The organism is Flavobacterium frigidum (genome assembly GCF_048286735.1).
Classification (GTDB): domain Bacteria; phylum Bacteroidota; class Bacteroidia; order Flavobacteriales; family Flavobacteriaceae; genus Flavobacterium.
Genome location: NZ_JBLVPU010000017.1, coordinates 63,729 through 84,979, shown reverse-complemented (window position 1 = coordinate 84,979; position 21,251 = coordinate 63,729). Strand labels below are relative to the sequence as shown.

The 21,251-nt window shown below is 34.7% G+C and carries 23 protein-coding genes; 10 read left to right on the top strand and 13 right to left on the bottom strand.

The features are described 5' to 3' along the window. Positions 1 to 16 precede the first annotated feature (16 nt). The 7 genes from ACNQGO_RS11125 to hisS form a co-directional block, all read right to left on the bottom strand. Positions 17 to 739, bottom strand: a complete 723-nt coding sequence (locus tag ACNQGO_RS11125) for a DEAD/DEAH box helicase (protein ID WP_417948230.1) — start codon at positions 737 to 739, stop codon at positions 17 to 19. An 84-nt stretch (positions 740 to 823) separates the two neighbouring features. Continuing rightward, entirely contained in the window at positions 824 to 1,987 is a 1,164-nt protein-coding gene (locus tag ACNQGO_RS11120; protein ID WP_417985285.1) for a sigma-54-dependent transcriptional regulator, read from the bottom strand. Positions 1,988 to 2,061: 74 nt separating this feature from the next. After that, complete coding sequence (locus ACNQGO_RS11115; RefSeq protein WP_417985284.1) at positions 2,062 to 3,378, bottom strand: ABC transporter permease; 1,317 nt, start codon at positions 3,376 to 3,378, stop codon at positions 2,062 to 2,064. A gap of 85 nt (positions 3,379 to 3,463) precedes the next feature. Then, on the bottom strand, positions 3,464 to 4,384 hold the full coding sequence (locus ACNQGO_RS11110; RefSeq protein ID WP_417985283.1) for an ABC transporter ATP-binding protein: 921 nt from the start codon (positions 4,382 to 4,384) through the stop codon (positions 3,464 to 3,466). Positions 4,385 to 4,585: 201 nt separating this feature from the next. After that, positions 4,586 to 5,701: a molecular chaperone DnaJ gene (gene dnaJ, locus ACNQGO_RS11105; protein ID WP_417969314.1), complete on the bottom strand. Its 1,116-nt coding sequence runs from the start codon at positions 5,699 to 5,701 to the stop codon at positions 4,586 to 4,588. A 51-nt stretch (positions 5,702 to 5,752) separates the two neighbouring features. Continuing rightward, a complete protein-coding gene (locus ACNQGO_RS11100) occupies positions 5,753 to 6,331 on the bottom strand; it encodes a nucleotide exchange factor GrpE (RefSeq protein ID WP_417945199.1) in 579 nt (192 codons plus the stop codon). 301 nt (positions 6,332 to 6,632) lie between these two features. Beyond that, positions 6,633 to 8,003, bottom strand: a complete 1,371-nt coding sequence (gene hisS / locus ACNQGO_RS11095; RefSeq protein ID WP_417985282.1) for a histidine--tRNA ligase — start codon at positions 8,001 to 8,003, stop codon at positions 6,633 to 6,635. A gap of 349 nt (positions 8,004 to 8,352) precedes the next feature. Here hisS and ACNQGO_RS11090 point away from each other — a divergent pair, with 349 nt between their 5' ends. Beyond that, on the top strand, positions 8,353 to 9,597 hold the full coding sequence (locus ACNQGO_RS11090) for an ABC transporter permease (RefSeq protein WP_417969316.1): 1,245 nt from the start codon (positions 8,353 to 8,355) through the stop codon (positions 9,595 to 9,597). A 73-nt stretch (positions 9,598 to 9,670) separates the two neighbouring features. Here ACNQGO_RS11090 and prmC read toward each other — a convergent pair whose 3' ends face one another. After that, complete coding sequence (prmC, locus tag ACNQGO_RS11085) at positions 9,671 to 10,525, bottom strand: peptide chain release factor N(5)-glutamine methyltransferase (protein ID WP_417985281.1); 855 nt, start codon at positions 10,523 to 10,525, stop codon at positions 9,671 to 9,673. A 70-nt stretch (positions 10,526 to 10,595) separates the two neighbouring features. Beyond that, positions 10,596 to 11,081, bottom strand: coding sequence for a GNAT family N-acetyltransferase (locus ACNQGO_RS11080; RefSeq protein ID WP_417969318.1), 486 nt, complete (start codon positions 11,079 to 11,081; stop codon positions 10,596 to 10,598). Between the two features lie 138 nt (positions 11,082 to 11,219). On the opposite strand from ACNQGO_RS11080, the gene ribD reads away from it, so the two are divergent. From ribD to ACNQGO_RS11065, 3 genes are read left to right on the top strand one after another with little or no spacing between them, the layout of a single operon-like run. Then, on the top strand, positions 11,220 to 12,236 hold the full coding sequence (gene ribD / locus ACNQGO_RS11075; RefSeq protein WP_417985280.1) for a bifunctional diaminohydroxyphosphoribosylaminopyrimidine deaminase/5-amino-6-(5-phosphoribosylamino)uracil reductase RibD: 1,017 nt from the start codon (positions 11,220 to 11,222) through the stop codon (positions 12,234 to 12,236). A 19-nt stretch (positions 12,237 to 12,255) separates the two neighbouring features. After that, positions 12,256 to 12,858 carry an HAD family hydrolase gene (locus ACNQGO_RS11070; protein ID WP_417969320.1) on the top strand — a complete coding sequence of 201 codons (603 nt, stop codon included), beginning with the start codon at positions 12,256 to 12,258 and terminating at the stop codon, positions 12,856 to 12,858. 9 nt (positions 12,859 to 12,867) lie between these two features. Next, positions 12,868 to 13,497 carry an IMPACT family protein gene (locus tag ACNQGO_RS11065; RefSeq protein ID WP_417969321.1) on the top strand — a complete coding sequence of 210 codons (630 nt, stop codon included), beginning with the start codon at positions 12,868 to 12,870 and terminating at the stop codon, positions 13,495 to 13,497. Between the two features lie 29 nt (positions 13,498 to 13,526). Here ACNQGO_RS11065 and ACNQGO_RS11060 read toward each other — a convergent pair whose 3' ends face one another. Further along, complete coding sequence (locus ACNQGO_RS11060) at positions 13,527 to 13,931, bottom strand: acyl-CoA thioesterase (protein WP_417985279.1); 405 nt, start codon at positions 13,929 to 13,931, stop codon at positions 13,527 to 13,529. Between the two features lie 183 nt (positions 13,932 to 14,114). Here ACNQGO_RS11060 and dnaA point away from each other — a divergent pair, with 183 nt between their 5' ends. From dnaA to ACNQGO_RS11030, 6 genes are all read left to right on the top strand, one after another. Continuing rightward, entirely contained in the window at positions 14,115 to 15,542 is a 1,428-nt protein-coding gene (gene dnaA / locus ACNQGO_RS11055; protein ID WP_309757359.1) for a chromosomal replication initiator protein DnaA, read from the top strand. A gap of 7 nt (positions 15,543 to 15,549) precedes the next feature. Beyond that, positions 15,550 to 16,017: a low molecular weight protein-tyrosine-phosphatase gene (locus ACNQGO_RS11050; protein ID WP_417985278.1), complete on the top strand. Its 468-nt coding sequence runs from the start codon at positions 15,550 to 15,552 to the stop codon at positions 16,015 to 16,017. A gap of 68 nt (positions 16,018 to 16,085) precedes the next feature. Further along, positions 16,086 to 16,805 carry an SAM-dependent methyltransferase gene (locus tag ACNQGO_RS11045; protein WP_417969324.1) on the top strand — a complete coding sequence of 240 codons (720 nt, stop codon included), beginning with the start codon at positions 16,086 to 16,088 and terminating at the stop codon, positions 16,803 to 16,805. An 18-nt stretch (positions 16,806 to 16,823) separates the two neighbouring features. After that, positions 16,824 to 17,273 (top strand): energy transducer TonB, encoded by a 450-nt coding sequence (locus ACNQGO_RS11040; RefSeq protein WP_417969325.1) that lies wholly within the window; start codon positions 16,824 to 16,826, stop codon positions 17,271 to 17,273. Between the two features lie 93 nt (positions 17,274 to 17,366). Next, positions 17,367 to 18,494 (top strand): methionine aminotransferase, encoded by a 1,128-nt coding sequence (locus ACNQGO_RS11035; protein WP_417969326.1) that lies wholly within the window; start codon positions 17,367 to 17,369, stop codon positions 18,492 to 18,494. A gap of 80 nt (positions 18,495 to 18,574) precedes the next feature. Continuing rightward, complete coding sequence (locus ACNQGO_RS11030; protein WP_417985277.1) at positions 18,575 to 19,456, top strand: SDR family oxidoreductase; 882 nt, start codon at positions 18,575 to 18,577, stop codon at positions 19,454 to 19,456. A gap of 72 nt (positions 19,457 to 19,528) precedes the next feature. Here the strand turns inward: ACNQGO_RS11030 and ACNQGO_RS11025 are convergent, their stop codons facing one another. Genes ACNQGO_RS11025 through ACNQGO_RS11015 form a run of 3 tightly spaced genes read right to left on the bottom strand, consistent with a single transcriptional unit; the run spans position 19,529 to position 21,248 of the window. Further along, complete coding sequence (locus ACNQGO_RS11025) at positions 19,529 to 19,897, bottom strand: response regulator (protein ID WP_417969328.1); 369 nt, start codon at positions 19,895 to 19,897, stop codon at positions 19,529 to 19,531. A 21-nt stretch (positions 19,898 to 19,918) separates the two neighbouring features. Next, entirely contained in the window at positions 19,919 to 20,449 is a 531-nt protein-coding gene (locus tag ACNQGO_RS11020; protein WP_417969329.1) for a YceI family protein, read from the bottom strand. A gap of 46 nt (positions 20,450 to 20,495) precedes the next feature. Beyond that, a complete protein-coding gene (locus tag ACNQGO_RS11015; protein ID WP_417969330.1) occupies positions 20,496 to 21,248 on the bottom strand; it encodes a pirin family protein in 753 nt (250 codons plus the stop codon). Positions 21,249 to 21,251: the final 3 nt, after the last annotated feature.

Here is a 21,251-nt window from a genome sequence, read left to right as displayed (position 1 = left end):
TTCACTCTTTATTTAATTATTTTGTACCGTTTTCTTCATCGCCTTCTAATTCCTCCTCCTCAAAATCCTCTTCTGCATCTACCTCCAAGTTTTCTTCCTCGTCAAAATCTTCTTCGTCTTCATCTTCTCCATCAAAATCGAATTCGTAAGGCTCCTCTAACATTTTCTCTGCAAGGATTTCAATACGTTCCGTGAATTGTTCCGAAAAAATAATACGTTGGGTTCTTACAATACTATTCGAAATACGCATGATTTTTGTTTCATGACGCAATTTCAAAATTGGATCTGCATCATCAAGAATAAACATTTTCAATCGGTTTACGTTAAATCCAGCCGTTGTAAACATTTCACTTAACTTATTTGGCGTTCCAATCAAAACATCAATTCCGCTAGAAATATAATTTTTATCGTATTCCATGTCGCCTTTATCGTGAACACCATAAACTTCCAAATTAGAATTCTTTCCATATTTTTCAAAAAGCGATTCCATTTCCAATACTTTCGCTTTGTCTTCAACAATAATCAAAGCCCTTGGTGATTCTTCGGTTGCGCCTGCCAATCTCTGAATTACATTTAGCACAATTGTTGTTGATTTCCCGCTTCCTTTTGGTGCAATAATAATACAATCCGAACCACTTTTAAGTGTCGAAAATGTTTCTTTTTGCATCGCATTTGCTTCAGTCAAACCGTTTTCAATTAAGGCTTTTTGTAACTCTTCGTTTATTTTTTTTAGTTTCATTTATTTTATATTGAAAGATTTAAATATTCAAAAATTAAAAGATTACCCCACTAATTTTTAAATTATTCAATCATTAAATTAATTTTATTTAGACGCAAATAATGTCACATCATTTTCGGAAATTTCGCTTCCGCCAAGGATAATCAAGCGCTCTACCACATTTCGTAATTCACGAATATTTCCTGTCCAATCGTACTCTTGCAACAAATTAATCGCTGCTGACGAGAATTTTTTGACTGCATTCCCTTGCTCCGAAGCAATCTTATCCGCAAAATGAGAAATCAACATCGGGATATCATCTCGTCTTTCATTCAAAGCTGGAACTTTTATCAAAATCACTGCCAAACGATGGTATAAATCTTCTCGGAAACGCCCTTCGGCAATTTCAACTTTCAAATCTTTATTGGTAGCTGCAACCACACGAACATCGACTTTGATGTCTTTGTCCGCTCCCACTCTGGTAATCATACTTTCCTGTAAAGCACGCAATACTTTTGCTTGCGCCGAAAGACTCATATCCCCAATTTCATCCAGGAAAATAGTTCCTTTATCCGCCGCTTCAAATTTTCCTGCGCGATCTTTGACAGCCGAAGTAAATGCTCCTTTTACGTGACCGAATAATTCACTTTCTATCAATTCTGATGGAATTGCAGCACAGTTTACTTCGATTAAAGGGAAATTAGCGCGCTCACTCTTTTCGTGTAGTTGATGCGCAACCAGTTCTTTTCCGGTTCCGTTGGGACCCGTGATTAAAACTCTAGCTTCGGTTTGAGCTACTTTCTCAATCATCACTTTGATATGATTGATGGCTTCACTTTCGCCAATCATTTCGTAGTTTTTACTGACTTTTTTCTTTAAGATTTTATTCTCAACTACGAGTTGTTTTTTATCTAAAGCATTGCGAACCGTATTCAACAATCGGTTTAAATCGGGTGGTTTTGAGATGTAATCAAACGCTCCCAAACGCATGGTATTAATTGCCGTTTCCATATCGCCATGACCAGAAATCATAACCATCGGAATTTCAGGTTTGATTTTTTTGACCGCTTCTAATACTTCAACACCATCCATTCTGGGCATTTTGATGTCGCACAAAACCAAATCGTAATCGCTATTTTTTATTTTTTCAAAACCTGCAACGCCATCTTCGGCTTCTTCAACTTGATAGGTATCATTCTCTTCGGAGAGTATTTTTGTAAGCACTCTTCGAATTGCGGCTTCATCCTCTATGATTAGTATTTTTGACATATTTTTTTGATTCGATTATTTGTTCATTCGGTTAATCGGTTAAACAAATAACCAAATCCACGAATTAACTTCTATTAATATTTCAACCAGCGGTACATTTCACTCCACGTTGGTTTTTTACCGTACATAAGTATTCCTATTCGGTATATTTTTGCGGCAAACCAAACTACAAAAAAGAAGCTTCCGAATAATAATGTTACCGATATCGCGATTTGCCACAAAGGTACGCCAAACGGAATTCGCATAAGCATAACGATAGGTGAAGTAAGCGGAATCATGGAGAAAACAACTGCAATCGTCCCATGCGGATCATTGATAACAGTAAAAAACCCAACATAAACGCTCAACATTAGTGGCATAATGATAGGTAACAAAAATTGCTGTGAATCCGTTTGATTATCTACTGCGGCGCCAATTGCCGCGTAAAAGGAACTGTACAGAAAATAGCCGCCAATGAAGTAAATCACAAATCCAATCAAGATACTTGCAATGGGCAAATTCCATAATTCCTTAATATACATTTGGGCAGTTCCCGTCATTTCTTGCTGTGCAGTTTGCATCATTTCTGGCGAAACCCTGGCTGTAGGACCCACATTTACTCCTAAAAATGCCGAAGCTGCAAAAAGTAAAGACATTCCAATTATTGCCCAAATTAGGAATTGCAACAATCCTGCTAGTGAAGTTCCTATGATTTTTCCCATCATCAATTGAAATGGTTTCACTGAGGAAATTATGATTTCTACTATTCGGCTGGTTTTTTCTTCGATGACACTGCGCATCACCATATTTCCATATATGATTATGAACATCATAATAAGGTACCCAAATGCGCCACCAATCCCTATTTTGATTTCGTTAAGTCCTTTGACACTTTCTTCACCAGATGCTTTTGTCAAGCTAATATTCACTTTTGACTGAGCATTTTTGATTGCCAGCGTATCTAAATGTGCTTTTTCTAAATTGCTTTTAGTTAATTTATTGGAAATTACATCCTGAACATTTTCAATGAATGAAATACTGGGACTGCTGTTTGAAATAAACTGGATTTTACTTTCGAAATCCTCAGTATTACTCGCCTTTGGGATATACAATAGTCCCTCATAGCTTTCCTTTGTGATACTATCTTTGAGAAATTTTAAATCAATTGCAGTTAAATCAAGGTATTTGTATTCCTCATTTTTATTGTTCTGCGACGTAAATTCCTTTACAAAAATACCTGATCCGTCATGAATAGCAATTCGTTTCGTGTCTGCTTTCATGGAACTTAAATACGCAACAAAAACGGCGATTCCCACAAATAATAGCGGACTTAAAAAAGTCATGACAATAAAGGATTTATTCCGCACCTTGGCAATAAACTCTCTTTTTATAATTAATGATACTATAGACATTTTATATGGTTAGATTGTTAGACATTTTAGACTGTTAAAATTATAACCTTTTAGATTTTCTAAAAATCTAAGAAGTCTGAAAAGTCTATTGTGTTACTGTTTGAATAAAAATATCATTTACACTTGGAATCTTTTCTACAAAATGAGTTACTTGTCCGCATTGTGTCAAAATATTCAATAACTCATTTGGTGTGGCATTCCCGAGTTGAATTTCCAGTTTTAATTCGTTGTTCAAGGATTTAAAAGTAGCTGGACCAACGGTGAATTTTTGCGTCAACGAATACATTAAACTCTCTACATTATCGGATAAAATGCCCACTTCAAAACTATTAGTTTTAAATTGTCTTTTTACTTCGTCAAGTTTTCCTTCAATGAGTTTATTCGATTTGTGGATTAAAGCAATATGATCACACAATTCTTCTACGCTTTCCATGCGGTGTGTAGAGAAAATTATAGTCGCTCCGTCTTCTCGTAAAGCCAAAATTTCATCCTTGATAGTGTTGGCATTTACGGGATCAAAACCAGAAAAAGGCTCATCAAAAATTAATAGTTTTGGCTTGTGCAATACACAAACTACAAATTGAATTTTCTGTGCCATTCCCTTAGAAAGCTCTTGGATTTTCTTGTTCCACCATCCTTGAATTCCCAATCTTTCGAACCAATACTCCAGTTGTTTTTTAGCTTCAGCCTTTGAGAGACCTTTCATTTGGGCCAAATACAAGCATTGTTCTCCCACTTTCATGGTGTTGTATAATCCCCTTTCTTCGGGTAAATAGCCGATGTATTGAACGTGTTTGGGTTGCAGTTTTTCACCATCCAAAATAATTTCACCGCTATCAGGTAATGTAATTTGATTTATGATTCGGATTAAAGACGTTTTTCCAGCTCCGTTTGGACCTAAAAGTCCGTAGATACTTCCTCTTGGAATACTCATTGAAACCTCGTTGAGCGCCACATAATCACCGTATCGTTTTACAACTTTATTAACTTCTAAAATAGTACTCATGCTCCTTTTTTAATTGATGTAAAAGTAAATAATTAGTTTCATGTAAGTGCCATTTAATTTATTACGAATTACAATCATTCTAACAAAAGTGTAGGCGACTGTTAACACCAAATAAGTAACACGTATAATTTTCAAAAAAAACCCATCCTTATTGTAGTAAGGATGGGTACTATATTTAAAACAGCTTAGACAAATTTTCTATTATGAAAACATGTCTTTTACTTTCTCAAAGAATGATTTATCTGATTTCTCTGGATTTGGAACAAAATTTTCGTCATTTAGGTTTTTTTCGAAAAACTGTTTTTGTTCTTTGTTTAGTGTTTTTGGCGTCCAAACATTTACATGAACCAATAAATCTCCGTTTCCGTAGCCATTGATACTTGGTATTCCTTTGCCTTTTAATCTTAGAATTTTACCAGATTGAATTCCTTCTTCTAGTTTGATTCTCACTTTTCCGTTTATAGCTTCAATATCTTTGGAGATCCCAAGAACTGCTTCAGCAAAACTGATGTATAAATCATAGTGTAAATTCTCTCCTTCACGTTTCAAGAACTCATGCTCCAATTCTTCAATTGCAACAATCAAATCTCCTGGAATACTGTTTCCTGGCGCATCATTTCCTTTATTAGAAACTTTCAATTGCATTCCGTCAACTACACCTGCAGGTATTTTTATAGACACTGTTTCGTCCTCCAAGATCATTCCTTGAGAATCAGCTTCTGATGGTTTTTTGTCTAATATTTGACCTGAACCACCACAAGTTGGACATGTGGAGGCCGATTGCATTCTACCTAAAATGGTATTCGTGACACGCATCACTTGCCCTTGACCATTACACGTAGAACACGTTTTGTATGATACTCCTGGCGCTTGAACTTTGCGTTTTACTTTTACTTTTTTCTCAACACCATTGGCAACTTCCTCTAAAGTTAACTTTACTTTGATTCGGAGATTACTTCCTTTAGCGCGACGAACACCTCCGCCACCGCCTCCTCCGAAACCACCAAAACCGCCTCCAAAGATATCACCAAACTGACTGAATATGTCATCCATATTCATTCCACCTTGACCACCACCGCCAAAACCTCCTGAACCATCAAAAGCTTGATGACCGTATTGATCGTATTTTGCTTTTTTCTGAGGATCGCTTAAAACTTCATACGCCTCAGCGGCTAATTTGAATTTTTCTTCTGCCGATTTGTCTCCAGGATTTTTATCAGGATGATATTGAAGTGCGTTTTTGCGATATGCCTTTTTAATTTCAGCAGCATCAGCGCTCTTTGAAATGCCTAATATTTCGTAAAAATCTTTTTTCATTTTTTATTTTTTTTGTTGAAATACACCAAAGTATATCTCAGCTCGGGTCAATTACTGTCCTAAAACAACTTTAGGAAAACGGATAATCTTATCGCCTAGTTTGTATCCTTTTTCAAGAACATCTACGATTTTACCTTTAAACTCGTCTGATGGAGCAGGGATTTGCGTAATTGCCTCAGCAAAATCTGCATCAAAAGCATCTCCCGCTTTAAGATCAACTTGTTCTAAACCTTTGGCAACAAGTGTGCTTTTTAATTTCTCATGGATCAACTCTACTCCTTTAGTCAAGAGCTCATCATCCGATTTATTTATTTCAACTATCGCTCTATCGAAATCATCTAAAACAGGAAGCATCGCTAGTAAAACCTCTTGATTAGCCGTTTTAAACAACTCAATACGTTCTTTTGAAGTTCTACGTTTGTAATTTTCAAATTCAGCAAATAATCGTAAATACTTGTCTTTCTCTTTAGCTAAGTCTTGAGTCAATTGCTCTTCTACACTTAGTTCTTCAATAATGATTTGCTCTCCATTTGCATTATTTTCTAATGTCACATCATCTATTTCTTGATCAATCTCGGTATTTTCAGTAGTCATATTACTTGTATTTTTAAAAATATTCTTAAACTTCATTTTATTCTTTTTTGATTGCAAAAGTACTGCCAATTCTTTTAAAATGTCAAATTGTCATCTTTTTATTGTATTCACAATTTCAGCATAATTTCAAACGGTTTTTAATAAAATTTATCCTTTAAAATTTTAATATAATTTTAAGATTATCTGGCTATACTTTCAATAAATTTGATTTAGTAATCAATGCTAAAAGAATTGATTACTAAAATTGAAATTCCTTCATATTATTAATTCACCATTGTTTTATATTAAAAAAGCTTCGTTTAGTAGACGAAGCTTTTTTAATGGTTTTAAAACAGAATTACAACAACGCTTTTTTGAGACCCTCAAAATCTAGTGAAACTTGTTCGCCACTCTCTAAATTTTTGAGCGAAAATGTGTTGCCAGCAATCTCTTGTTCTCCTACCACTATCGCAAACGGAATACCTCTTTTATCTGCATGCTGGAATTGTTTTGCCACTTTTGCAGCATCGGGATACAATTCGACTTTTACCCCAGCATTTCTTAATTCCTTTATCGCTTTCATCGCATAAAATGCTTCGGTATCGCCATAATTAATAAACAACGCTTTAGAAGTAGCGGTTACAGTATTAGGAAACAAATTCAATTCTTCGACAACCAAATAAATGCGGTCTAAACCAAAAGAAATTCCAACACCACTCATATTTTTCAATCCGAAAATTCCAGTCAAATCATCATATCTACCGCCACCGCCAATGGATCCCATTGCAACTGATTTAGGCGGAGCCACCTCAAAAATAGCACCAGTATAATAATTTAATCCTCTAGCCAAGGTTACATCCAAATCTAAAATTGCGGTTGATAATCCAAGTTCTGCAACATTGTCACATATAAAACGCAACTCCTCTACCCCTTTCATTCCCTCGATAGATTCTGCTAACAAAACCGAAAGTTGATTTAATTTCTCAGATATCGTTCCTGTAAAATTAAACAAGGGTTGTACCTTTTGTATTGCCGTTTCAGAAATACCTTTTTCTATCATTTCCTTTTTCACGCCGTCCTCGCCTATTTTATCGAGTTTGTCTAGTGCAACCGTGAAATCAATTAATTTATCAGATGCGCCAATGACCTCAGCAATTCCTGATAATATTTTTCTGTTATTGATTTTGACCATTACGCCTTCTAAACCAAGCGCAGTAAAAACAGTGTCGTACAATTGCACCAGTTCAACTTCTTGCCACAAAGATTTAGATCCCACCACATCTGCATCACATTGAAAAAACTCTCTGAAACGTCCTTTTTGCGGACGATCTGCTCTCCAAACTGGTTGAATTTGGTACCGCTTGAATGGAAATTCGATATCGTTTTGATGCTGTACCACATAACGAGCAAAAGGAACGGTTAAATCATAACGCAATGCTTTTTCAGAAATACTCGCTGTTAGTTTTGTGCTGTCTTTATTCTCTAAATGAGTGGGGTTGGCTTTCGCCAAATAGTCTCCGGAATTTAATATTTTAAAAATCAAACGATCGCCTTCTTCACCATACTTGCCCATCAGCGTGTCGGAGTTTTCGAATGAAGGTGTTTCTATCGGTTGAAAACCAAATTTCTCGAAATTACCTTTTATGATTTGGATAATATAGTTTCGTTTTGCCACCTCGGTTGGTGAAAAATCTCTAGTTCCTTTTGGAATACTCGGTTTTGATGCCATTGTTGCTATATGGTTTCTGATATTAGATTTCTAAAATCTAAATTGTAAATTCTTAAATATTCCTGCAAATATCTTATTTTTAAAATTATTCTCTTTAGAAATTTTGTCATTTTATTACAGAACGCATAGCCGCGATTGTAGTGAAAATACAAAAGCGAAAAATAATACTGTTTTATTGCTGGAAAGAGCGACCGCAGGAAGCTCCTTTGTGGCAATTGAAAACAGATTATTTTTGCTGATGGATTGTAACGAAAAGCGGGAAATAGCTTCAAATAAACAGGATTACAATAAATTAGTTTTTAGCTAAAGAAAATTTGTAACAAAAATTGTAATTTCGTGTCAAACTGCTATGATGTTAAAATTATTCAAAGAAAATATTCGAATTGCACTCGGTTCCATCCGAACACAATTGTTGAGAACCGTTCTTACTGTGCTGATTATTGCTATTGGCATCACCGCTTTGGTGAGCATTCTTACGGTTGTTTCGGCGCTGGAGAACACAATATCCTCTGATTTTGCATCGATGGGAGCAAATACGTTTAACCTGAAACAATATGAAAATACGACTAGGAATCGCGGTGGAAACGAACGACTGATCATCAATCCTATTATTTCGTATCCTGAAGCAGTCGCTTTCAAAAACAAATACGGGTATCCATTTACCCAAACATCCTTATCGTTTACCGCTACATCAGCTGCCGAAATAAAATATGAAGCGACTAAAACAGATCCTGAAAATGCCATTGTGGGTGTAGACGAATTTTTCATGACCAACTCTGGTTTAGAAACAAGTTCTGGGCGAAATTTTACTGGATTTGATATCGCAAACAATGCCTATGTGTGCGTGGTAGGTTCTGATTTTGAAAAAGGGTTGCTTAAAGATGTAAATCCTATTGATAAAATAATCTCTATTCGCGGGGCAAAATTTAAAGTCATTGGTGTCTTGAAGGAGAAAGGATCTACGTTTGGCAATAGTCAAGATTTACGCGTTTTAATCCCTATTCAACTCGCACGCTCTTTATATACAGCGCCTAACATCAATTATACGGTAAGTGTTATGGTCGCTAAAAAGGAATTCCTAGAGCAAGCTTTAGGAAATGCAACAAGTACCATGCGTAGGGTTCGTAAATTGAGCCCTGTGAAAGACAACAACTTTGGTGTGGTACGAAGCGATGATTTGATCAACCGAATTCTAGGAATTACAAAATATTTGGGATTAGCCTCGTGGTTAATAGGAGTGATTACTGTTCTGGGATCATCTATTGCTTTGATGAATATTATGATCGTATCGGTAACTGAACGTACGCGCGAAATAGGCGTTCGGAAAGCTTTAGGGGCTAAGAAAACAACGATTGCTATTCAGTTTTTTATAGAGACCTTATTGATCGGACAAATGGGCGGACTCGTAGGTATTATTTTTGGAATCCTAATTGGTTTTGGAATTGCCACTGCCATGGATTTCGCTTTTGTAATTCCTTGGAGCGCAATCATGGCTGCCTTTATCACCAGTTTTATAGTTGCTATTGCTTCCGGACTTTATCCTGCAATTAAAGCTGCAGTGCTAGATCCTATTGAAGCATTGCGATACGAGTAGTTTTTTAGTTTTAGGGAATAAGACTTTGATCAAAATCTGAAAATTGATATCGTATTTATAGCAATCAAATGTATTAAATCGAACATCGAATCATCCGATCATTACCGTACATGTCTTTGCGCAATTCGATGTCTTTAAACTGCAATTCCTCAAGTAAAGAGACTGTTTCTGGTCCTAAATACTGATTTATTTCAAAAAACAACATTCCGCTTGCAGTAAGGTTTTTCTGCGCTAACTGAGCTATTTTTTTATAAAAAATAAGAGCGTCTTCATCTTCTACAAATAGTGCCAAATGAGGTTCATTGTCTAAAACGTTTTTCTTGATTTCTCCTTTTTCTAAATTCCGAACATAAGGTGGATTCGAGACAATAATATCAAATTGCTGTTTTAAATCGTCTGCTTGGAGAATGTTTTGATTGATAAAAGATACGTTTACGGAATTATTTTGTGCATTTTTCTTGGCTGTTGCCAAAACCTTTTCAGAAACATCAATGGCAGAAACCGTGGCATTTGGAAGATTTTTTGCCAATGAAATAGCAATACAACCGCTTCCCGTTCCTATGTCAAGAATCTTTAAATCTTTGAATTTTTCAATCTTTGAATTATTTCTAATAATCCATTCGACTAATTCTTCGGTTTCAGGTCTTGGAATCAAAACATTTGGATTGACTTCAAAATCCAATCCATAAAAACTCGTTTTACCCAATAAATACTGAATGGGAATTTCCTTTTTTAGTTCCTCAAGAATCGAATTCCAAACGACAATTTCTTCCTCCAAAAAAAGCAAATCAGGCTGCAACGCCAAGTCAATTCGTTTGAGTTTTTGTTTTTCTTCCAAAATCAAATAAAAAAAACTTTCTGCTTCACCCGCATCATAAATTGGAGTGAGCACGCCAATAAACTGAGTTCTATAATCTTTTATTTTCATTATTTTATTTTAGATGAATTTTGGTTTATTATCGTTTTGTGAAGTCGAGCGCAGTCGAGACTCAACAAAATCATAAATTCTTCAGCATCCAAATAGGGCAACTCGTGTGGCCTGTGCTTCCCATAGGAGAACAAATGTATTCGAATCCTACTTTTTTGTATAATTTTTGAGCATCAAGCATAAACGGCATGGTTTCTAAATAGCATTTCTCAAAGCCAAAATCTTTTGCACTTTGCAAACAGGTTGCCATCATTTGGCTCCCAATTCCAACACCTCTGGTTTCCGGTAAAAAATACATTTTTTGAAGTTCGCAGATTGTTTCGGCTTCATTTTCAAGTGGTGCAATACCGGCACAACCCAGAATTTTACCTTCCTTTTCTACTACAAAATAAACTGACTTAGGCTTACTATATTCTTCAAACATTAAATCCAAATACGGATCCTCGTAAGCCGTTCCTACTTTTGGGATGTTTAATTCATCAAAAACAGCTCTAATCAATGCTGCAACAGACGGATTATCTTCTTTTTTAATTTTTCTAATACTGTAATTTTCCATTTCTATACTACGTAATTTTAGACACAAAAGTAGAAATTGTTTGGTGTTATTTGAGAGAGTTTAAAAAATAATACCTTTCTATTTCTAAATTTTCAAGTCGAAATTGGGGCTAATCTCAAAAACAACTACTTTTGCTAGGTGAAAACACATGAAAAATACATCCGTCGCTGCATTGAATTAGCCAAAAATGGTTTGGGAACTACCTATCCAAATCCGCTCGTAGGAAGCGTTATTGTTTATGAAAACAAAATCATTGGCGAAGGCTGGCATAAAAAAGCAGGAGAACCACACGCCGAAGTAAACGCTGTGAATTCTGTAAAAGATAAATCGTTGCTAAGAAAAGCTACAATTTATGTGAGTCTAGAACCGTGCAGTCATTTTGGAAAAACACCCCCTTGTTGTGATTTGATCATTAAATATAAAATTCCAAATGTAGTTATTGGAACTGTTGATTCCAATGTAAAAGTGGCAGGAAACGGAATTAAAAAACTAATGGAAGGGGGCATAAATGTTACCGTAGGAATTCTTGAAGACGAATGCAATGAGCTTAATAAACGATTTTTTACGTTTCACGAAAAAAAAAGACCCTACATTATTTTGAAATGGGCCGAAAGTCAGGATGGTTTTATCGCGCCAAAAGAAAAATCAGAAAAAAAACCGGTCTGGATTACCAATCAATATTCAAGACAATTAGTCCATAAATGGCGTACCGAAGAACAAGCCATACTGGTAGGAACTCAGACTGTAATTGATGACAATCCAAAACTTAACGCACGCGACTGGCATGGGAACAACCCCATCAGAGTCGTTTTAGATCAAAACAACCGCATCCCAAAAGACAGTCATGTCTTTGATAATAAGGTTAAAACAATCCTATTTTCTAGATCAAATCAAACTATTGAAAAAGAAAATGGTATCTTTGAGTATCTTGATTTTGAACAAAATATAGCAATCCAAATAATCGAATCCCTCTATAAACATCAGATTCAAACGATTATTATAGAAGGCGGAAGACAAACGTTACAGACTTTTATTGATGCGAATCTTTGGGATGAAGCTAGAATATTTGTTGGTAATATGACATTAAAGACAGGAACTCAGGCACCAAAACTTGTTAGAAGTCAATTCAAAAAACAAGCCATTGGTACCGATTAACTACTAGTATCAAGAAACTATGATTAATACTATAATTTTTGATTTTGGCGATATTTTTATCAACTTAGATAAAGAAGCGCCTCGTGTTGCCTTCGCGAAATTGGGTTTAAAAACATGGTCTGAGGATTTGGAGGAACTCAATTTATCCTTTGAAAAAGGGAAAATTTCGGAACTTCAATTCATAGAAGGCTTTCAGAAAAAAATACCTGACGTGTCAATAAAAGAAATTCGAAGTGCTTGGAACACCATTTTATTAGATTTCCCATTGTACCGACTTGAATTTTTGCAAATGCTTTCGCAAAAATACCGCTTGTTCTTGCTTAGCAATACTGATTCAATTCATATCAATCGATTTCAGCATGTAGCGGGCACCACTTTTTATAGAGAATTTTATGAATGTTTTGAAAGAGTTTATTTTTCTTTTGAATTGGGCATGCGCAAACCCGAAGCCAACATTTTTAATTATCTGATAAAGCAGCATGAGTTAATACCAAAACGTACTTTATTCATTGATGATAAAACAGAAAATACAGATGCAGCCCTTGCATTGGGATTTCAAGTTTGGAATTTACAAGTAGGCAAAGAAGATGTGGTACAACTATTTGATAAAAAAATAATTTAGAAACTACCTTTGGACATAAAAGACACCTACAATACGATTGATTTAGCTAGCGAAGAAGTAGTATTCAAAGAAAAAAATAGTAAATTTTTTGGCTATGCATTTCCACTTCGATCTGAAGAAGAAGTAAAACCATTCATTGAAAGCTTACGAAAACTTCACCCTAATGCTGGGCATTTTTGTTATGCATATCAAATAGGTACAACAAGCACGACGTATCGAGCAAATGATGACGGAGAACCAAGTAACAGTGCTGGCATGCCTATTTACGGACAAATCCTTTCTTTTTCAGTAACCAATGTATTAATTGTTGTAGTTAGGATATTTGGTGGAGTCAAATTAGGCGTTGGAGGATTAATCGCTACATATAAAACAACCGCACAAATGGTTCTTGAAACCTGCGAAATTATCGAAAAAACGATCGATGTTCATTTTACAATCACTTTTGACTATGTAAATATGAATAAAGTGATGCGCATTATTAAGGAAAAAAAGTTAGAAATCGTAGACCAAGAAATGGAAATAAAGGAAGATTCAGGATTACCGATAGGTAAAATTGAAATAAAAACACGAAAAAAAAATGCCGAAATGATATTCGACATTTTTAAATCAATGTTTGAAATCGATATAAAACAACTCTAATTTACATCTGAAATTGTCTTTTCATTACTTTATTCTATTTTTTTTAAGAGTTCTAAAATATAATTTGGTGGTGCTGTAGGACGACCTGTTTTTAAGGACACAAAAACAAGAATAAATTGAGCATATGTTAATAACTCGTCCAATTCATTGTATATCTCGCAATCAAATTCTATCTTCACTGAACTCTGACTTTTAAAAACGGTGCGCACCGTAAGCAAGTCATCATAACGGGCTGACTTTTTATAATTGATATTCATAGAAACTATGGGAAGCGCAATGCCATTTTCTTCCATACTTTTATACGAAACCCCTTTGTTTCTAAGCCATTCCACTCTTCCCATCTCAAAATAAGGAATGTAATTTCCATGATAAACAACTCCCATTTGGTCCGTTTCTGAGTACCGTACTCGCACTTGTATTTGATGATCTTTCATTAATTATATGTTAAAATTTTAAAATTTATATTCTCCTTACAATAATTATATTAGAAATAATCTTCCATTAAATTTTTTTTTACAGAAAATTGTTCACATATTTGTTACCCCCGAAAACCAATAAAATAACCTCTTTTTTTCGTAAGATAATAGTTACCAAAATATAAATAATTCAAAAAAGAAATGAACAAAACTGCACAATCAGTATGGGAAAACTGTTTGTCTTTTATAAAAGACAACATTCAGGATCAAGCTTACAAAACTTGGTTCGAACCGATCAAATCAGTTGAACTTACCGATAACGCATTATACATTCAAGTTCCAAGTAAATTTTTCTACGAATGGCTAGAAGAACATTACGTTAAATTATTAAAAGTGGCACTTACCAAAGAACTTGGAAAAAACGCAAAGTTACTTTATAAAATTAGAATGGAAAACACTTATGGTAACAAACAACCGTTTACGGAACAATTACCAAGTGCCAACAGAGTTCCTATGAAACCTCAAGAGGTGGATGCTCCATTCAAAAATTTAAACCCAGAACTCAAAAACCCTTTTGTAATTCCAGGAATTCGCAATTTGAAGATTGAATCCCAATTGAATGCGAATTACAGTTTTGATAATTTTCTTGAAGGAGATTCCAATAGATTAGCACGTTCCGCTGGTATGGCGGTTGCCAACAAACCAGGGGGAACTTCGTTTAATCCGTTATTGATTTTTGGAGGAGTAGGATTAGGAAAAACCCACCTTGCCCATGCAATTGGGGTTGAGATCAAAGACAAATATCCTGAGAAAACTGTTTTATACATTTCGGCTGAAATTTTCACACAACAATATATTGACTCGGTTAAGAAAAACAACCGAAACGATTTCATTCATTTTTATCAATTAATTGATGTTTTAATTATTGATGATGTACAATTTCTTTCTGGTAAATCAGGAACTCAAGATGTGTTTTTCCACATTTTCAATTATTTGCATCAAAACGGAAAACAGGTAATCTTGACTTCTGATAAGGCACCTGTTGACATGCAGGATATTGAGCAGCGCTTGTTATCGCGTTTCAAGTGGGGTTTGTCTGCTGAAGTACACCAACCTGATTATGATACTAGAATTTCGATACTCAAAAATATATTGTACAGAGATGGCGTCGAAATTCCGGAAGAAATCATAGAATATGTGGCTCGCAATATTAAATCGAATGTAAGAGAACTTGAAGGTGCGATTATTTCGTTGATAGCACAATCTTCATTTAATAAAAAGGAAGTTACGCTAGAGCTTGCCAAAAGTGTTGTTGAAAAATTTGTTAAAAATGTAAAAAGAGAAATTTCAATCGATTACATTCAAAAAATTGTTTCAGACTATTTTCAATTGGATTTAGAAACCTTACAATCAAAAACAAGGAAAAGACACGTTGTACAAGCCCGCCAATTGGCCATGTTCTTTGCTAAGAAATTTACCAAAGCATCTTTGGCAAATATTGGCTCACAAATTGGAGACAGAGATCACGCAACAGTATTGCATGCCTGTAAAACCGTTGATAATTTAGTTGCAACCGACAAACAATTCAAAAAATTTGTTGAAGACATCAATAAAAAACTAACGTTGTAAGCTCATCATGTCTGTAAAAATTCTAATGGTATGTTTGGGTAATATTTGCCGTTCTCCATTAGCAGAAGGTATTTTAGCTTCTAAACTTCCGCAAGACAAATTCACAGTTGATTCGGCAGGAACCGGTTCTTGGCACATTCACCATAAGCCAGATGAACGGTCCATTGCTGTAGCAAAAAAAAATAATATTAATATTTCAGATCAAAAAGGACGACAATTCAATAAATCTGATTTTGATGCTTTTGATTATATTTATGTGATGGACAATTCAAATTACACTACAGTAATTGAACTTGCCGACAATCTGGAACAGAAACAAAAAGTCAAACTGATTTTGGATGAATTATTTCCAAATGAAAAAGTAGATGTTCCCGATCCTTATTTTGGCTTACCCAATGGATTTCAAATAGTTTATACTATGCTAGATGAAGTTTGTGATGCAATTGCAACAAAATTAATAAATAAACATCCTTAAAATTTTAGCTATAAAATTTTCCTAGAAAACAAATAGAAAATTTACTTCACAATAACAATACTAAAGCAATGGCATCAACAATATTAGGAAAACTATATTTAATACCTACAACAATGGGCGATTGTGATCCCATGGATGTATTGCCGCAAACAATAAAAAGAAGTATCGACCTCATTGATTCCTATATTGTTGAGAACGACAAGACAGCTCGGAAATCAATCAAAATTGTTAATCCAGAAAAAAAACAAGCAGATTTAAAACTGTTTATTTTAAACAAGCACACCGAGACCAAGGAACATTTAGATTTTATTAAACCTCTGTTGGCTGGAGAAAACATGGGGTTAATGAGCGAAGCAGGTTGTCCAGGAGTTGCTGATCCCGGTGCTGTAATCGTTAAGCTAGCGCATGAAAAAGGCATTCAAGTTATTCCTTTAGTTGGACCCTCATCTATTCTTTTGGCAATGATGGCCTCCGGAATGAATGGACAAAGTTTTACTTTTCATGGTTACTTACCTATTGAAAAAGACGAAAAGAAAGCAAGCTTTAAAACTCTAGAAAGAATCTCATTTGAGAAAAACCAATCTCAAATTTTTATTGAAACTCCTTACAGAAACAATAAATTATTAGAAGATTTAATGCAAACCTTGCATCCCGAAACGCATTTGTGCATTGCTACGGACATTACTTTACCTACAGAATACATCAAAACCAAAAAAATTGCGGCTTGGAAAAAAGAAACCATCGATTTGCACAAACGCCCCACAATTTTCATCATTCATAAAATGTAATTTAAAACTATCCTAAAAATGAAAAATTTTTTAATCCTGATTTTAATGTGTTTTGCACAAAACGTATTTTCTCAAACTCTTCCAAAAGTAGACCCAAACTCAAGCAATATAGAAGCTCCTATTTCGTCAATTATAACTTATAGTGACGATAATGCGGATAATATGGTATATGATAAAAGTGCTGTAGAAATCAAACCTGAATTTCCAGGAGGACAACAAAAACTTGATCTTTTTATAAACCAAAACTATAATTTAACTGATCCTCTCGCATCAAAAGGAAAAATTTACGTCACTTTCACAATTGAAAAAGATGGGTCCTTAACTGACATTAAACTATTAAGAGATTTCGGATACGGCTCAGGAAAAGAAGTAATTAGAATCTTGAAAACAGCCCCAAAATGGATTCCAGCAAAACAAAACGGAAAAAATTTAAGAGTGAAAAATGCAATAATGATTTTAATTGAATAAACATAATACTGTTTATAAAAATCTGGAAATCATCATTTTTTAAAATAAATTACTCTCTCATTAAACCACAAGTTTTTAACCACAAAACTATCCATGAGTAAACTTCCCAATGTATCTACCAGCATTTTTACAGTAATGTCCAAAATGGCGTCAGAACACAATGCCATTAATCTATCCCAAGGATTTCCTAACTTTCCTGTTGATGAACGATTAACGAATATTGTTGCCAAACTGGCCAAAGAAAATGTACATCAATACACGCCTATGTCTGGCTATGTACCATTATTATCAAAAATAGCGACACTAGTTAAACACTCCTACGGAAGAACCATTCAGCCGGAAACGGAATTACTAGTTACCGCCGGAGCGACACAAGCTATTTTTACCACTATAACAGCTTTAGTGAAAAATAATGATGATGTAATTATCTTAGATCCAAGTTATGATTGCTATGAAGCACCCGTATTATTGTGCAACGCAAATCCGATTCGGGTAGCACTTAATGATGATTATACTCCAAATTGGGAAATTATCGAAAAGGCATGTACTTCAAAAACCAAAATGATAATCATCAACAATCCGCATAATCCAACGGGGAAAATTTTATCGGAATCTGATTTTGAAGCCTTGGAAAACCTATTGGAAAAATATCCTGAGATCGTTCTTCTTTCTGATGAAGTTTATGAATACATCACTTTCGAGGAAAAACATATTTCAGCTCATACTCGTAAAAAACTATTAAATCGTTCTGTGATGGTTTCCTCTTTCGGAAAATCATTCCATGTTACGGGATGGAAAGTGGGCTATTTAGTTGCACCCGAATATTTGATGAAAGAAATCAAAAAAGTACATCAGTTTTTAGTTTTCAGTGTCAATAGTATTTGTCAGGTTGCCATTAGTGAGTATTTAGATATTGTTTCTGTTTCTGAAATTGGTAAATTATATCAGGAAAAACGGGATTATTTTAGACAATTATTAAAAGGCAGCCGATTCGAACTCATGCCGTGCGAAGGAACTTATTTTCAAGTGGCGTCATATGCAGCTATATCAAATGAGAATGATGTTGATTTTTGCAAACGACTTATTAAGGAACATGGCGTGGCTGCTATTCCTATTTCAACTTTTTATACCGATGGAAAAGACCTGAAATTAATTCGGTTTTGCTTTGCCAAAGACAATGCTACGCTAGAAGAAGCCGCTAAAAGATTGTGCGCCATCTAAAATCGGTATTGAAATTTATTTTTATTATGCGTGCATACTATTTAATTTTATTATATTTACAATAAAAAAAATATCAAAATATGAGCTATACAGATAAAATGTTACGCGATGATGCCCTAAAAGGCAAAGTAATTGTCGTAACCGGAGGAGGAAGCGGTTTAGGAAAAGCAATGACTAAATATTTCTTGGAATTAGGAGCGCAAGTTGCCATTACTTCCAGAGATATAGAAAAACTTAAAAATACTGCTGCAGAACTGGAAACGGAAACAGGGGGAACATGCCTACCGATTCAATGTGATGTGCGTCATTATGAAGAAGTGGAAAATATGCTACAAGAAGTTTTGAAAACTTTTGGCAAAGTTGATGTTTTACTGAATAATGCTGCTGGAAATTTCATTTCTCCTACTGAAAGATTATCTGCAAATGCTTTTGATACTGTAATTGATATCGTTTTAAAAGGATCCAAAAACTGTACGCTTGCTTTTGGAAAACATTGGATTGACACCAAACAAAAATCATCTACCATTTTGAATATTGTTACGACTTACGCTTGGACAGGTTCTGCTTACGTGGTACCTAGTGCTACTGCAAAAGCTGGAGTTTTAGCCCTGACACGAAGTCTTGCGGTAGAATGGGCAAAATACGGAATCCGTTCGAATGCAATTGCTCCTGGACCATTCCCAACTAAAGGCGCTTGGGACCGATTGTTACCAGGAGATTTAGCTGATAAATTTGATATGGCTAAAAAAGTACCTTTAAAACGTGTGGGAGATCATCAGGAATTAGCCAATCTAGCGGCTTATTTAGTTTCTGATTTTTCAGCATACATCAACGGAGATGTTATTACAATTGATGGTGGTGAATGGCTCAAAGGCGCTGGACAGTTCAATTTACTTGAAGCAATTCCTGAAGAACTTTGGGATCAACTGGAAATGATGATTAAAGCAAAGAAGAGCAAATAATAGTTTTAAAAAAATTAAACCATTAAGAGAGTAAGAAAAATTAAGAATTAACACTTAATACACTTTACTTTCCTAATGGTTTAATATTTTAATGTTTTCTAGGGCAAGCAAAATTTCACTTTTTAGCAAACCACTCCCGCCTCCATAGTGTTGTACTATACTGATATCTGGATTTTGATTTCTGAAAAAAGTGCACAATTCAGCTTCACTTTCTTCTTGAATTCCGGAACCCAACAATACAAGTGAAAAATCTTTTTTTAGAAAAATTTCCTTCGCCTCCTCATCATTCATAACACCTACTCCACTCCAATTCTCGTTTGCATTTATTAACCGGATGACGGTTTCTAGAATTTCCGGATGTCTTCCTATGTATAAAATATGTATGGTTTCCATCATTCTATTCTTATAACACAAATCCCAAAGAAAATAATTCTTTGCCATTTGCGCCTATTCGTTTTAAAATTATTGTTGTAAAAATTGCAATTCGATATTCAAACGAACTTCTTCGCTTACTAAAACACCGCCAGTTTCAAGAGCCGAATTCCAGTTTAATCCCCAATCTTTTCTGTTGATTTTTCCTTCTAATGCAAGTGCCATTTTAGTATTTCCCCATGGATCTTTCATTAATCCACCATATTCTGCAGCTAATTTTACTGATTTTGTAACACCGTGTAATGTTAAATCACCAACCAATTCATATTCACCTTCATTGATTTTGATAAAAGAAGTTGCGCTAAATTTAATTTCTGGAAACTGAGGAGCATCAAAAAAATCAGCACTCAATAAATGAGTATCTCTATCTGCATTACCTGTTGCTACAGACTCAATTGCTCCTGTGAATTCAATTTTCGCGTTTTCTAAATTGCTGTCTTCTGCTTCAATCGTCGCATCAAACTTTGAAAATTTACCTGAAATAGTAGTAAACATCATGTGTTTCACTTTAAAACCAATTTCTGAGTGTGTTGGGTCAATTACCCATTTTATTGTTGACATAGTATTTTTATGTATTATTAGTTATTTCTTTTATGCGTTTATTTAATTACAATTTCATTGGAACTTCCATCAATAATATCTCAGCATTAGATGAATTAGCGGTTATTTTGATTGCATTGGTATCCCAAATTCCTAATCCGTCACGTTCATTTAAAGCGATGTTTCCTATCGTGAAATCCCCTTTTAAAACAAAAGCATAAATTCCGTTTCCAGGTTTTTTCAATTCATACGAAGTAGCAAAATCGTGATCAAATTTCCCAATATGAAACCAAGCATCTTGATGAATCCAAACACCTTCATCTTCTGGATTTGGTGATAAAATTTGCTGTAATTTATTGTGCCGATCATTTAAATCTAAAGTAATTTGATCATAACGAGGCGTTACATTTTTTTGATTCGGATAAATCCAAATCTGTAAAAATTTAACAAACTGATCTTTGTTTTTATTGTATTCGCTGTGAAAAATCCCCGTACCGGCGCTCATCGCCTGAATATCACCTTCCTTGATTACGGTGGTATTTCCCATACTGTCTTGATGTTCTAAATCACCTTCGAGCGGAATAGAAATAATTTCCATATTATCATGCGGATGTTTCCCAAAACCCATTCCTTGGCTGACTCTATCATCATTCAGAACGCGCAACACACCAAAATTCATACGCTCTGGATTGTGGTAATTTGCAAAACTAAAAGTATGATAGGATTCTAACCAGCCGTGATTAGCATGACCGCGAGTATTTGCTTTATGCAACACGGAATTCGTAATTGCATTTTCTATTACTTTATCTGTATTTTCCATTGT